At 73.3% G+C, this 14729-nt stretch carries 8 protein-coding genes; 7 read left to right on the top strand and 1 reads right to left on the bottom strand.

Translation table 11 applies throughout. The features are described 5' to 3' along the window. Nucleotides 1–48: 48 nt before the first annotated feature. From ACIQFZ_RS12170 to ACIQFZ_RS12145, 6 genes are all read left to right on the top strand, one after another. Nucleotides 49–1983: an ABC transporter ATP-binding protein gene (locus ACIQFZ_RS12170; protein WP_402691165.1), complete on the top strand. Its 1935-nt coding sequence runs from the start codon at nt 49–51 to the stop codon at nt 1981–1983. Beyond that, complete coding sequence (locus ACIQFZ_RS12165) at nt 1980–3839, top strand: ABC transporter ATP-binding protein (protein WP_402691164.1); 1860 nt, start codon at nt 1980–1982, stop codon at nt 3837–3839. The genes ACIQFZ_RS12170 and ACIQFZ_RS12165 overlap by 4 nt, the downstream gene beginning before the upstream one ends. A gap of 16 nt (nt 3840–3855) precedes the next feature. Further along, nucleotides 3856–5586, top strand: a complete 1731-nt coding sequence (locus ACIQFZ_RS12160; RefSeq protein ID WP_402691163.1) for an ABC transporter transmembrane domain-containing protein — start codon at nt 3856–3858, stop codon at nt 5584–5586. Further along, nucleotides 5583–7373: an ABC transporter ATP-binding protein gene (locus ACIQFZ_RS12155; RefSeq protein ID WP_383061236.1), complete on the top strand. Its 1791-nt coding sequence runs from the start codon at nt 5583–5585 to the stop codon at nt 7371–7373. The genes ACIQFZ_RS12160 and ACIQFZ_RS12155 overlap by 4 nt, the downstream gene beginning before the upstream one ends. Before the next feature lie 382 nt (nt 7374–7755). Beyond that, nucleotides 7756–9414: a M4 family metallopeptidase gene (locus tag ACIQFZ_RS12150; protein ID WP_365778914.1), complete on the top strand. Its 1659-nt coding sequence runs from the start codon at nt 7756–7758 to the stop codon at nt 9412–9414. Between the two features lie 71 nt (nt 9415–9485). Then, complete coding sequence (locus ACIQFZ_RS12145) at nt 9486–10004, top strand: DUF1990 domain-containing protein (protein ID WP_402691162.1); 519 nt, start codon at nt 9486–9488, stop codon at nt 10002–10004. A 1037-nt stretch (nt 10005–11041) separates the two neighbouring features. On the opposite strand, the gene ACIQFZ_RS12140 is transcribed toward ACIQFZ_RS12145, so the two are convergent. Next, on the bottom strand, nt 11042–13660 hold the full coding sequence (locus tag ACIQFZ_RS12140) for a glycosyltransferase family 1 protein (RefSeq protein ID WP_402691161.1): 2619 nt from the start codon (nt 13658–13660) through the stop codon (nt 11042–11044). 346 nt (nt 13661–14006) lie between these two features. Between ACIQFZ_RS12140 and ACIQFZ_RS12135 the strand changes: the two genes are divergently transcribed. Next, nucleotides 14007–14729 (top strand): maltotransferase domain-containing protein (locus tag ACIQFZ_RS12135; protein WP_365436013.1); only part of this gene is annotated, 723 nt, incomplete at its 3' end.

Here is a 14729-nt window from a genome sequence, read left to right as displayed (position 1 = left end):
CCAAAACTCGGTGGGAGTTGTCGGCGCCGGTCCGTAGGCTCGCCCGTGATGCCCACGACACCTGACACCCTCGAGGACCGCACCGACCGCTCCGGTCCGACCGGCCGTTCGGCCGTCCGTTCTTTGCTGCGCCTGTGGCCGTACGTGCGGCCCGTCCGCGTACGGCTGTTCACCGCCGCGTTCATCGCGGTCGTCGCCTCCTGCGTGGGGCTGGTGATCCCGCTCGTCCTGAAGTGGATGGTGGACGGGCCGATCGCCGACCGGGATCCGCGCGGCGTGTGGCTCGGCGCGCTGTACCTGCTGCTGCTCGGGGTCGGGGAGGCGCTGCTGTTCGGGCTGCGGCGGTGGCTGGTGGCGCGGCCGCTGTCGAACGTCGAGGCGGAGATGCGGGCGGACCTGTTCCGGCATCTGCAACGGCTGCCGGTCGCCTTCCACGACCGGTGGGCGTCCGGGCAGTTGCTGTCCCGGGGCACGACGGACCTGATGCTGCTGCGCATGTTCCTCGCCTTCCCGTTGACGTTCCTGCTGGTCAACGGGGTCACCATCCTCGTGGGCGTGGTCATCATGCTGATGCAGGACTGGACGCTGGGGCTGGTGATGCTGGCGCCCGCCGTGCCGCTGATCGCGTTGAGCGCGGTCTTCGAGAAGCGGTACGCGCATGTGGCGCGGCTGGCACAGGACCAGGTCGGGGACCTGACGACGGTGGTCGAGGAGAGCGTGCTCGGCATCCGCGTCATCAAGGGGTTCGGCCGGCACCGCAGTCAGGCGCGGGCGTTCCGCGACCTGTCGCGGACCCTGCGGGGCACGGAGTTGCGCAAGGCCCGTCTGCTGGCGGCCATCTGGGCGGTCATCATGGCCCTGCCGGAGGTGGCCATCGGGGCCACGCTGGTGGTGGGGGCGGTGCAGGTCGCCTCGGGCGGTCTTTCGGCGGGGACGCTGGTCGCCTTCCTGTCCACGGCACTCGCCCTGCGCTGGCCGGTGGAGTCGATCGGCTTCCTGCTGGCGATGAGCCAGGAGGCGGCGACGGCGACCGAGCGGTACTTCGAAGTGATGGACGAGGAACCGGAGTCCGGGGAGCCGTCGGTGCGCGAGGCGCGTACGCCGGTGCCGGGCGGCGGCTCGCGCGGCCCGGCGTCGCCGGACCCGGCGCACGAAGGGCTCCGCTTCGACAACGTCCGCTTCCGCTACCCCGACGCCCCGCCCGGCTCCCAGCCCCTCCTGGACCGTATCGACCTGCACATCCGCCCCGGTGAGTCGATGGCCCTGGTCGGGGCGACCGGAAGCGGCAAGACGACCCTGACGGCGCTCGTCCCCCGCCTCCACGAGGTGACCTCGGGCCGGATCACGCTGGACGGCGAGGACATCACCGCGATGTCCCGCGAGGAGCTGCGCTCGATGGTCGCGGTGGCCTTCGAGGAGCCGACCCTGTTCTCGGCGAGCGTCGGCGACAACGTCCTGATGGGCGCCGACGGCGGCGCCGGGGAGGCCGAACTGGACCGCGCGCTGTCCGTCGCCCAGGCCGGCTTCGCGCACGCCCTCCCCCAGGGCACCGCGACCCAGGTGGGCGAGCAGGGCCTCAGCCTCTCCGGCGGCCAGCGGCAGCGCCTCGCACTGGCCCGTGCCGTCGTCGGGCGACCCCGGTTCCTGATCCTGGACGACCCGCTGTCCGCCCTGGACGTGCACACCGAGGCGGCCGTGGAGGCGGCCCTGCGCCAGGTCCTGGCCGACACCGCCGCCCTGATCGTGGCGCACCGCCCCTCCACGGTCCTGCTCGCCGACCGGGTCGCCCTGCTCTCCGACGGCCGCATCACCGCCGTGGGCACCCACCACGAACTGCTGCGCACCAACGCGGAGTACGCCCACCTGATGTCGGGCGGACGCTCGCCGGAAGAGCCGGAAGAACAGCAAGGACCGGGAGAACCGGAAGGACCGCAAGGACCGCAAGGACCGCAAGGACCGCAAGAAGAGGACGACGAGCGATGACGGCCCCCACGAAGCCCGTACCGGCCACCGGGGACGAGCAGGACCCGCCGCGCCCCGAGGACACCGGCGACCCCTTCGACCGCGACGTCCTGCCCACTCCCCCGGGCGCGACCTCCGCCCTGCTGCGCTCCCTGCTCGCGCCCATGAAGGCCCGGGTCGCCGGCACCACGCTCCTGCTGCTGCTCCAGCAGGCGGCCGTCCAGGCGGGCCCGCTGCTGGTGGCGTACGCGATCGACACCGCCGTACCGGCGTTCCGCGACCACGACCGCGGCCCGCTGGTCGCGGTGGCGGTCGGCTATCTGCTGTGCGCGCTCGCCTCCGGCGAACTCCAGTGGGCGTTCATCATCGCCTCGGCCCGGGTCAGCCAGGACGTGCTGCTGGATCTGCGGGGCCGGATCTTCCGCCATGGGCAGGCGCTCAGCGTGGACTTCCACGAGCGCTACACCTCGGGCCGGCTGATCTCCCGCTCCACCACGGACGTGGAGTCGCTGCGCGAACTGCTCAGCGAGGGGCTCGACGAGCTCGTCTCGGTCGTGCTGTCCTTCGTCTGCATCTCGGCGATGCTGCTGTGGCTGGACCTGGGGCTCGGCGCGGTGGCGGTGGCGTCCTTCGCGCCGCTGTACCTGCTGATCCGGGCGTACCGGCGGCGCGCGGGGCGGGTGTTCCAGGAGCGGTCGACGGCGATCGCCGCGGTGATCGTGAAGTTCGTGGAGACGATGAACGGCATCCGGCCGGTGCGCGCGTTCCGCCGCGAGGCCGCCAACGACGCCGGTTTCCGCGTCCTGAACCGGCGCCACGAGCGCACCAACGGCGACACCCTGCTGGAGATGGCCCGCTATGTCGTCAGTTCCCGGCTGGTGGCCAACACGACGGTCGCGGTGATCGTGCTGTGGGGTGCCTACCGGGTGGCGGACGGCTCGCTGGAGCTGGGGGTGCTGGCGGCGGCGGTGCTGTACCTGCGCCGGCTGTACGACCCGATCGACCGGCTCGGCATGTTCCTCAACTCCTACGAGTCGGCGGCCGCCTCGCTGGAGAAGATCGCGGGTTTGCTGACGCAGACGCCGTCCGTGCCCGAGCCGACGGCGCCGCGGCCGCTCCCGGCGCCGAGGTCGGACCTGCCCGGCCGCGAGGTGGTCTTCGACGGGGTCAGCTTCGGCTACCGCACCGGCGGCGAGGTGCTACCCCGCTTCGAACTGGTCGTTCCGGCCGGGCAGACCGTCGCCGTGGTCGGCTCCACCGGCGCGGGCAAGACCACCCTGGCCAAGCTGCTGGCCCGCTTCTACGACCCCTCCGCCGGACGCGTGCTGCTCGACGGGGTGGACCTGCGCGAACTCGGCGTGGCCGAACTGCGGCGCGGGGTCGTCATGGTGACGCAGGAGGCCTTCCTGTTCTCGGGCACGGTCGCGGAGAACATCGCGATCGGCCGCCCGGACGCCACCCGTGAGGAGATCGAGCAGGCGGCGAAGGCGATCGGCGCGCACGACTTCATCAGCGCCCTGCCCGACGGCTACGACACGGACGTACGCAAGCGGGGCGGCCGTATCTCCGCGGGTCAGCGGCAACTGGTCTCCTTCGCACGGGCGTTGCTCGCCGATCCGGCGGTGCTGATCCTGGACGAGGCGACCAGCTCGCTGGACATCCCGGGCGAGCGGGCGGTGCAGACGGCGATGGCCACGGTGCTGCGGGGGCGTACGGCGGTGGTGATCGCCCACCGGCTGTCCACCGTGGAGATCGCCGACCGGGTGCTGGTGATGGAGCACGGCCGGATCGTGGAGGACGGCGCACCGGCCGAACTCGTCGCGGGCACGGGCCGCTTCGCGGACCTGCACCGCGCCTGGCGCGACAGCCTGGCCTGAGGGGACGGGGCACACGGTGATCGACGCCTACGAAGATCCCGGGACACCCGACTGCCGGGGCGGATGGCGGTACCTGTGGTGGCTGGTGATGTGCCAGCCGGGCCGGTCGGCCGCCGGGGCGGTGCTGGCCAGCGCGTGGATGGTGCTCCTCGCGGCGACGCCCTATCTGATGTCCCGGGCGATCGACGACGGGCTCCAGCCGGGGAACATGGCCGCGCTGGCCGGCTGGACCGGGCTGCTCTTCCTGGTCGGGGCGTTCAACGCCTGGCTGAGCGTCATGCGGCACCGCACGATGACCCGGGTGCGGATGGACGCCAACTTCCGCACCGTCAAGGTCGTCGTCGACCACGTCGTCCGGCTGGGCGCCGCGCTGCCGCGTCGGGTCGGGGCCGGTGAGGTGGTCACGATCGGCGTCGGCGACGTCCAGACGATCAGCACGTGCCTGACCGTGGTCGGCCCGGGGGTGGGCTCGGTCGTCGTCTACGCCGTCGTGGCCGGGCTGCTGCTGTCGGTCTCGGCGCAACTGGCGGCCGTCGTCCTGCTGGGGGTACCGCTGATCGCGGTGCTGGTGGGGCCGCTGATGCGGCGGTTGCAGGGCGCGGAGGGCGAGTACCGGGAGCGGCAGCGCGTGCTGACCGCGCGGATCGACGACCTCGCGGGCGGGCTGCGGGTGCTCAACGGGCTCGGCGGCAAGGGGCTGTTCGCGGACGCCTTCCGCCGCGACTCGCAGCGGCTGCGGGCGCAGGGCTACCGGGTGGGCGCGGTGACCAGTTGGATGCAGGCCCTCGGGGTGGGCCTGCCGACCCTGTTCCTGGCCGTGGTGACCTGGCTGGCGGCCCGGCTGGCCGCCCAGGGGCGGATCACGGTGGGCGAACTGGTGTCGGTGTACGGCTATGTGGCGGTACTGGTGGGGCCGGTGGCGTTCTTCGTCGATCTGGGCTACCAGCTCAGCCGGGGCGTGGTCGCCGCCCGCCGGGTGGCACGGCTGTTGCGGGTGCAACCGGAGGAGGACACCGGAACGCACGACGGGCCGGCCGAACCGGCGGTGCTGCACGACCCGGTCTCCGGGGTCCGGGTGCCGCCGGGCCGGCTGACCGCGCTGGCCGGGGCCCGGCCCGCCGACACGGCGGCCGTGGTGGACCGCCTGGGCCGGTACGAGCCGTCCGCGGCGACCTGGGGCGAGGCACGGCTCGACGCGATCGGGCTGCCCCGGGTCCGGGAGCGGATCCTGGTCGCCGACAACGAGGCCGACCTGTTCGCCGGGACCCTGCGGGAGCTGGTGTGCGGGCGCCGGGAGCGCGAGGACGCCGACGTGGCACGGGCGGTGCGTGCCGCCGTCGCCGAGGACATCGTGCAGGGGCTGCCGGACGGCCTCGGCTCGGCCGTGACCGCCCAGGGCCGCAGCCTTTCCGGCGGTCAGCGGCAGCGGGTCCGGCTGGTGCGGGCGCTGCTGGCCGATCCGGAGGTGCTGCTGGCCGTGGAGCCCACCTCGGCACTCGACGCGCACACCGAGGCCGCGGTCGCGGACCGACTGCGCGGGGCCCGCGAGGGCCGTACGACGGTCGTCACGACCACCTCCCCGCTGGTGCTGGACCGCGCCGACACCGTCCACTACCTGGTCGACGGCAAGGTCGCCGCCAGCGGCAGCCACCGCGAACTCCTCGACGCGGAGCCGGGTTACCGGGCGCTGGTCGCGCGCGACACCGGGGACGGCGACGCGCTGACCGCGCAGGAGGCCGCACGGTGACGGATCGGGTTCCGGGGCGGCTGCCGGTCGCCGAACCGGCGGACGTACGACGGGCGGCCCTGCGGCTGGTCCGGGCCGACCGGCGGGCCTTCGCGGCCGTTCTGGCGCTGAACGCGCTGGCCGCCGTCGCCGGCCTCGCCGGGCCCTGGCTGCTCGGCCGGATCGTGGACCACGTCCGGGCCGGGGGCGGGGTCGGCGCCGTGGACCGGATGGCGCTCGCCATCCTGGTGTGCGCCTTGGCGCAGTTGCTGCTGGCTCGCTGGGCCCGGTACGTGGGGCACCGCTTCGGCGAACGCACGCTGGGCCGGGTGCGCGAGGAGTTCGTCGGCCGGGCGCTGAGCCTGCCCGCGTCCGTGGTGGAGCGGGCCGGCACCGGCGATCTGACCACGCGCGGCACCGCCGACGTGGCCACGGTGGGCACGACCCTGCGGGACGTCGGGCCCGAGCTGCTCGTGTGCGGCATGGAGGCGCTGTTCGTGCTGGTCGCGGTGTTCGTGCTCGACCCGTTGCTGGGCGTCGTCGGAGTGCTGGCGCTGACCCCGATCTGGTTCGCGCTGCGCTGGTACCTGCGCCGGGCGCGGGACGGCTATCTCGCGGAGGGCGCGGCCACCTCCGAGGTCGCCGAGGTTCTCGCGGCGACCGCCTCCGGGGCCCGTACGGTCGAGGCGTTCCGGCTGGCCGGGCGGCGGGTCGCAGCGAGCCGGGACGCGCTGGAGACGTCCCGGCGCACCCGCCTGTACACGCTCTTCCTGCGCAGCGTGTTCTTCCCGGTGGTGGAGGTGTCGTACATCCTGCCGGTGGCCGGGGTGCTGCTGGTGGGCGGTGTGCTGCACGGGCGGGGGACGGTGAGCCTGGGCGCGGTGGTGGCCGCAGCGCTGTATCTGCGGCAGTTCACCGAACCCCTCGACCAGATCCTGATGCGCGTGGAGCAACTGCAGAGCAGCGGGGCCTCCTTCGCCCGGGTGGAGGGCCTGGCGCGGGCCCCGGAGGCCGTGCCGGGCGGCTCGCCGGAACCGGCGGGCGACCGCATCGACGTGACCGGGGCGCGCTATGCCTACGAGCGGGGCGGCGAGGTGCTGCGCGGGGTCGACCTGACGGTGCGGCCCGGGGAGCGGCTGGCCGTGGTCGGGCCGTCCGGCGCGGGCAAGACCACGCTGAGCAGACTGCTGGCCGGTGTCGACGCACCGACGGCGGGCTCGGTCACCGTGGGCGGGGTGCCGGTCGCCGGTCTGGAGCCGGAGCGGCTGCGCCGCCAGGTCGTCCTGGTCACCCAGGAGCACCATGTGTTCCTCGGCACGGTCCGTGACAATCTGCGGATCGCCGAACCCGCCGCCACCGACGAGGAGTTGTGGTCGGCCCTCGCGGCCGTGGGGGCCGACGCCTGGGTGCGGGAACTGCCGAAGGGCCTGGACACCGGGCTGGGTGCGGCCGGTCACCGCACCGACGGTTCGCAGGCCCAGCAACTCGCCCTGGCCCGTGTGGTGCTGGCCGACCCGCACACCCTGATCCTGGACGAGGCCACGGCGTTGCTCGATCCGGCCACGGCGCGTCACACCGAGCGGGCCCTCGCCGCCGTCCTCCGGGGCCGCACGGTCATCGCCATCGCCCACCGCCTCCACACCGCGCACGACGCCGACCGGGTCGCCGTCATGGAGGACGGCCGTCTGACCGAACTGGGCACCCACGACGACCTGGTGGCCTCCGGCGGGGCGTACGCGGCCCTGTGGCACACCTGGCACGGGAACGGCGCGGCACCGTCGGGCGAGGGCGGCAGCGCCGTGCCGTAGCGGCCATCGCGGGGTCGCCCGCGGCCGTGTGACGGGCCGTCGAACCCCCGGATTTCGGTCGACATCGCGCCCTCCTGCCAGGGTGACCTCCGTGTCGATCCGGCCGTCCAGACGGCTGAAAATCGCCCCTCCTACAGCCCATCCGGCGGCTGGGACCTCGGACGCTGTCTCCGAGGTCCAAGGCGTCCGCGGAGGTCCGTTCATGACGCCGCAACATTTACCGGACAGTCATTTTTCAGCCAACATCACTTCGGGGCACTGACATGTACGCGTCGTTGGTGCCACTCTTCCTCCACCCGCCGCACGAGCACAGCACCCTCACCCCCCGATCCGGGCCGGCAGCCCCACGCCATACCGGATCACCCCCACATAAGGAGCTTGTGTGACTCCCCGCTACGCGCGTCACAAGCGCATCACTCTGGCCGTCGCCACCGCTGTCGCCGCCGGAGCCCTCCTCAGCACCGGTCTGACCACCAGTGCCTCGGCCCAGACCACGGCCGAATCCACCGGCGCGGCCCACCTCGCCGCCGCCCCCACCTTCCTGACCTCCGCCGCCCGCACCTCCCTGATCCAGCAGGCGCAGGCCGACGCCTCCGGGACCGCCCAGGAGATAGGCCTCGGTGCCAAGGAGGGGCTGGTCGTCAGGGACGTCGTCCAGGACGCCGACGGCACGGTGCACACCCGCTACGAGCGCACCTACGCCGGTCTGCCCGTCCTCGGCGGCGACCTCGTCGTCCACACCTCCAAGGCCGGCAAGACCCAGGGCGTGACCAGAGCGAACAAGGCGGCCATCAAGGTCGCCACGCTCACCCCGAAGATCGCCACCGCCAAGGCCGAGAAGCAGGCGGTGACCCTGGCCCAGGCCGCCGGCTCGGAGAAGACCACCGCCGACCAGGCCCCGCGCAAGGTCATCTGGGCGGGCGACGGCACGCCGGTCCTCGCCTACGAGACGGTCGTCGGCGGCCTGCAGGAGGACGGCACGCCGAACCAGCTGCACGTCATCACCGACGCGGCCACCGGCAAGAAGCTCTTCGAGTACCAGGGCATCGAGACCGGCACCGGCAAGACCCTGTACTCGGGCACCGTCAGCCTCACCACCACCCTGTCGGGGTCGACGTACCAGCTGTACGACACCACCCGCGGTGGTCACAAGACCAACAACCTGGCGGGGAAGACCTCCGGCACCGGCACCCTGTTCACCAACACCACCGACGTGTGGGGCACCGGCACCGCCTCCAGCTCCGTCAACGACCAGACGGCTGCCGCGGACGCCGCCTACGGCGCCCAGGTGACGTGGGACTTCTACAAGAACACCTTCGGCCGCAACGGCATCAAGAACAACGGCGTGGCCGCCTACTCCCGGGTCCACTACGGCAACAACTACGTCAACGCCTTCTGGGACGACAGCTGCTTCTGCATGACCTACGGCGACGGCTCGGGCAACACCCACCCGCTGACCTCGCTGGACGTCGCCGGCCACGAGATGAGCCACGGCGTCACCGCCAACACCGCCAAGCTGAACTACTCCGGCGAGTCCGGCGGCCTGAACGAGGCCACCTCCGACATCTTCGGCACGGGTGTGGAGTTCTACGCCAACAACCCGTCCGTCCCGGGCAACTACCTGATCGGCGAGCAGCTCAACCTCAACGGCAACGGCACCCCGCTGCGCTACATGGACAAGCCCAGCAAGGACGGCGCCTCCGCCGACTACTGGTCCTCCACCGTGGGCAGCAAGGACGTGCACTACTCGTCCGGCGTCGCGAACCACTTCTTCTACCTCCTCGCGGAGGGCAGCGGCGCCAAGACGATCAACGGCTTCAGCTACAACTCGCCGACGTACAACGGCGCCACCGTCACCGGCATCGGCCGCGCCAAGGCGCTGCAGATCTGGTACAAGGCGCTGACCACGTACATGACGTCGACCACCAACTACAAGGCCGCCCGCACGGCGACCCTGAACGCGGCGTCGGCGCTGTACGGCTCCAGCAGCACCGAGTACAACGCGGTCGCGGCGGCCTGGACCGCGGTCAACGTGACCTGACCTCGAGCTAGTTGAACGGGGGCGGCCCCCGGGAGGACACCCCTCCCGGGGGCCGCCCTACGCTTGGGGCCATGTCGACGGCACATTTCACCTACGAGGAGGTCGGCGCGACCCGCGAGCAGGGTCACTGCCCGCCAGGCTTCCACCTTCTGCACGTGCGCACCCGCATAGGCGAGGGCGAGGAGGTGTTCCGCCGGGCCTCCGAGGCCGTGATGACGTGGGAGATGCACCGCGCCCTGGGCGTCGGCATCGAGGCGAGCGCGGACCGGGCCGCGCCCGGCGTCGACGTCACCGTCACCCTCGCCGGCGTCGTCAGGGCCCCCTGCCGCGTGGTCTGGACGGAACAGGAGCCCCGCCGCGCCGGCTGGGCCTACGGCACTCTGCCCGGCCATCCGGAGTGCGGCGAGGAGTCCTTCCTGGTGGACCGCACGGGCGACGGCACCGTCTGGCTCACCGTGACCGCGTTCAGCCGCCCGGCCAAGTGGTACGTCCGAGCGGCCGGCCCGGCCACCCGCGGCCTCCAACACGCCTACGCCCGCCGCTGCGGCACAACCCTGCGCAAACTGTGCGCCGACATCCCGCAGCCGTAAGCCGACCCGACGCCCCCATGACAACGCACAGGCACCGAACCCCGGCTCGCGAAAACGGAGTCTGATCCCGGCACACCACCCCCTGCACCAGGCAGGGCGCCCAACGGCCCCGACCGACACAACAGCCCCCGGCCCGGGGAACCGCCACCAGACCCACGCGGCAGCACTCGGCGGCCCCCGACCGGACCGTGGGCCCCTGCCCCGGGCACCGTGCCCGACCCACAGTCCACACGGCGGCGCTCGGCAGCCGCCGATCGGGGTCATAGGCCCCTGGCTCAGGCACCTCGCCCGGCCGACACAAGGGCACCTCCGCACCCCCATCAGCCTGCCCAGCCGACACAACAGCGCCCGCTCCCCACGGCAGCACTCCCGCTCAGCGACCCGCGCGGGCAACGCCTGACGGACCCGACCGGGACCCGGGCCCGGGCACCATGCCCGGCCGACGCAAGGGCGCCTCCGCACCCCGGCACCGTTGCCCAGCCGGCACAACACGCGCACCGCCCCACAGCACCCGCGCCCCCCAGCAGCGCTCCCGCTCCGCACAAGTCCCCCGACCCGCGCGGGCAACGCCTGACGGACCCCGCCCGGGACCCGGGACCCGGGCGCGGACACCATGCCCGGCCGACGCAATGACGCCTCCGCGCCCCGGCACCATTGCCCAGCCGGCGCAACACGCGCACCGCCCCACAACATCACGCGCGACACACGCACCCGCGTCCCGCAGCAGCACTCCCGATCAGCGCAACTCCCCGACCCGCGCGGCAGCGCTCGGCCGGCGCGGTGGTCCGCCTGACCCGCGCGGCGGCGTCCCGCCGTGGCGTGGTGCCGTCCCGGCGGTCTGGCCCAGGCGGTCGGTTGCCAGGCCGGCGGGCCGCGAAGGGCCCGGGCACAGGGGCAGCGTTGCCTCGTGGTGCGGCGGGCGACCGCCGCGGTGGCCGCCCGCCGCCTCACCGGCGTGCCCGTGGCCCCGGCGGTCGGCTGCCGGGTCGCCGGACCCTCGAAGGGCCCCGGGGAGCCGGGGCCCTTCGAGGGTCCGGTCAGCGCAGGAGTACCCCCGCGTGCTCGCCGGCCTCCTCCGGTGGGGTGGTCATCAGGCCCAGTTCCGCGTTGGAGGCGAGGAAGCGGTGGGTGGGGAGGATGCGGACCGTGTAGCCGTAGGGGCCGGTGCGGTCCAGGGACAGGGGGCCCTCGTACACCCAGCGGCCGTCGGAGTCGGGGGCGCCCGCGGGTTTCAGCGGGACGGCGGTGGCGTCGGTGATGCGGTCCTCCTCGTCCACCCGGCCCGAGACGGCCTGCACCTCCACGTCGTCCGGGCCGAGGCTGCCCAGGCCCACACGCACCCGCAGGCCGAGGGTGGCACCGAGTTCGGCGGTGGCCGTACTGGCCGAGGTCTCCACGTGGTCGACGGTCACCTCGTGCCACGCCGAACGCACCCGCGCCTTCCACGCCGCGAGCTCACGCGCAGCGTCCGGGCCGAGGGCGCGGTGGGCCTGGGCGGCGGGAGCGTACAGCCGCTCCACGTACTCGCGGACCATGCGGCCCGCCAGCACCTTCGGGCCGAGCAGGGACAGGGTCCTGCGGACCATCTCGATCCACCGCTCGGGCAGCCCGTCCCGGCCGTGCTCGTAGAAGCGGGGCGCCACCCGCTGCTCCAGCAGGTCGTACAGCGCGGCGGCCTCGACGTCGTCCCGGTGGTCCGGGTCGGTGCCCGCCCCGTCCGCGGTCGGGATGGCCCAGCCGAAGTCCGGCTGGAACCACTCGTCCCACCAGCCGTCCAGCACGGACAGGTTCAGACAGCCGTTGAGCGCGGCCTTCATCCCGGAGGTCCCGCACGCCTCCAGCGGCCGCAGCGGGTTGTTCAGCCAGACGTCGCAGCCGTGGTAGAGCTTCTGCGCCATCGCCATGCCGTAGTCCGGCAGGAAAACGATCCGGTGGCGCACCCGCGGGTCGTCGGCGAAGCGGACCAGCTCCTGGATGAGCCGTTTGCCGCCGTCGTCCGCCGGGTGCGCCTTGCCCGCGACCACGATCTGCACCGGCCGCTCGGGGTGCAGCAGCAGGTCCATCAGCCGGTCCCGGTCACGCAGCATCAGCGTCAGCCGCTTGTACGACGGGACCCGGCGCGCGAAGCCGATCGTCAGCACCTCCGGGTCGAGGACGCCGTCGATCCAGCCCAGCTCGGCGGTCCCGGCGCCGCGCTGCCGCCAGGCGGCCCGCAGCCGGCCGCGCACCTCCGTCACCAGTTGCTCGCGCAGTTCGCGGCGCAGCTCCCAGACCTCCAGGTCGGAGATGTCGTCGACGGCGTCCCAGCGGTCGGAGTCGCCCACGGTCAGCGCGTCCTCGGTGCGCTGGGCGCCGACCTGCCGGGCGCCGAGCCGGAACACTTCCGGGGCCACCCAGGTCGGGGCGTGCACTCCGTTGGTCACCGAGGTGATCGGCACCTCCTCGGGGTCGAATCCCGGCCACAGTCCGGCGAACATCTCCCGGCTGACCCTCCCGTGCAGCAGCGAGACGCCGTTGGCGCGCTGGGCCAGCCGGAGGCCCATCACCGCCATGTTGAACAGGTTCGGCTCGCCGCCGGGGTACGTCTCCATGCCCAGCCGCAGGATCCGCTCGACGTCGATGCGGGGCAGCTCGGCGTCGGGCCCGAAGTGGCGGGCGACCAGCTCCCGGTCGAAGCGGTCGATCCCGGCCGGGACGGGCGTGTGGGTGGTGAAGACGGTCCCCGCGCGCACCGCCTCCAGGCCCGAGTCGAAGTCCAGCCCCCGGTCGCACAGCTCGGCGATGCGCTCCAGGCCGAGGAAGCCCGCGTGGCCCTCGTTGGTGTGGAAGACCTCCGGCTCGGGATGGCCCGTGAGCCGGCAGTACGTCCGCACCGCCCGCACCCCTCCTATGCCCAGCAGCATCTCCTGAAGGAGCCGGTGCTCGCTGCCGCCGCCGTAGAGCCGGTCGGTCACCCCGCGCTCGCCGAGGTCGTTCTCCTCGACGTCGGAGTCCAGCATCAGCAGCGGAATCCGGCCGACCTGGGCGACCCAGATCCGGGCGTGCAGGGCCTTGCCGCCGGGCAGCGCCAGCGAGACCGGCGCCGGGGCGCCGTCGGACTCCTTCAGCAGGGTGACGGGCAGCTCGTTGGGGTCCAGGACCGGGTAGTGCTCCTGCTGCCAGCCGTCCCGGGACAGGGTCTGCCGGAAGTAGCCGTGCCGGTACAGCAGCCCCACCCCGATCAGTGGCACGCCGAGGTCGCTGGCCGCCTTCAGATGGTCGCCGGCGAGGATGCCGAGGCCGCCGGAGTACTGCGGCAGCGCGGCCGTGATGCCGAACTCGGGCGAGAAGTAGGCGACCGCGGCGGGCAGGCCCTCGGACCGGTCCTGGTACCAGCGGTCACCGGTCACGTAGTCGTGCAGGCCGTCGGCGGCGGCGGTCAGCCGGCGCAGGAACCGGCGGTCGCCGGCCAGCTCGGTCAGCCGCGCGGGACGCACACTGCCGAGCAGGCGTACGGGGTCGCCGCCCGAGGAGGCCCAGCGCTCGGGGTCGACGGACTGGAAGAGGTCACGGGTCTCGGCGTGCCAGGACCAGCGCAGGTTGCGGGCCAGCTCGCTGAGCGGGCGCAGGGGCTCGGGGAGAACGGGACGGACGGTGAACCGACGGATCGCCTTCACATGCCACCTCGGCGCGTTCGCTGGATGGACGCACTGCGCTGTGCGCCCCGTCACACAAAACCGTACCGGTCCGAGTGCGGGCACCGCTGAGTTCGGACACTGTCCGACATCGACCTGAACAGACTGGTTCGACCCCTGCGGCGTCCGTGTCCGGACTGGACCGGTCTTGTGTGTGGACATACGCGCGAGTAGTTAACAAAGTGCCGGAATGCTCACCCGAATAGGGTGGGAAGGCTCCTCCAGTACACCGACAGCAGGACCAGACGCAGTGCCCCGCAGAACCCAGCAGGACCCACCTCCCCACACACCTCCGCCCACACCCTCGTTGACGCGGACAGGAGCGGTCATGCCCGCCACGCACCACCCGGCAGCATCACGGACAACCAGCAAGAGCAGCACCGGCGACGCCTCCGGCCGGCCCGGCGCCGACGCGCCGCCGGCCCCCCACCAGGACGCCGCCCGGCAGACCCCGCCGGCCCCGGAACCACCCCCGACGGGCGGCGCCACGGCCGTCGGCCGGATACCCGTCCTCGACGTCCGCCCGGTCGTCCAGCACGGCCGCAGGCCCGCCAAGGCGGTGACCGGAGAATCGTTCGAGATCTCGGCCACCGTCTTCCGCGAGGGTCACGACGCCGTGGCCGCGAACGTCGTCCTGCGCGATCCGGGGGGCCGCCCCGGCCCATGGACGCCGATGCGCGAGCTGGCGCCCGGCACCGACCGCTGGGGCGCCACCGTGACCGCCGGCGAGCCCGGCCACTGGACGTACCAGGTGGAGGCCTGGGCGGATCCGGTCACCACCTGGCGGCACCACGCGCAGATCAAGATCCCCGCCGGTCTGGACACCGACCTGGTCCTGGAGGAGGGCGCGCGCCTGTACGAGCGCGCCGCCTCCGGAGTGCCCCGGGACGACGGCGGCCGGGACACCGTCCTGACCGCTGTGGCGGCGCTGCGGGACGAGAACCGGCCGGCCGCGGCCAGGCTGGCGGCGGCGTTGACGCCGGAGGTGGACGCGGCCTTGGCCCGGCATCCGCTGCGGGACCTGGTCACCGCCTCCGAACCGCTCGGCCTG

This window comes from Streptomyces sp. NPDC093064, assembly GCF_044754605.1.
GTDB lineage: Bacteria > Actinomycetota > Actinomycetes > Streptomycetales > Streptomycetaceae > Streptomyces.
This window is presented reverse-complemented; position numbering and strand designations above follow the sequence as displayed.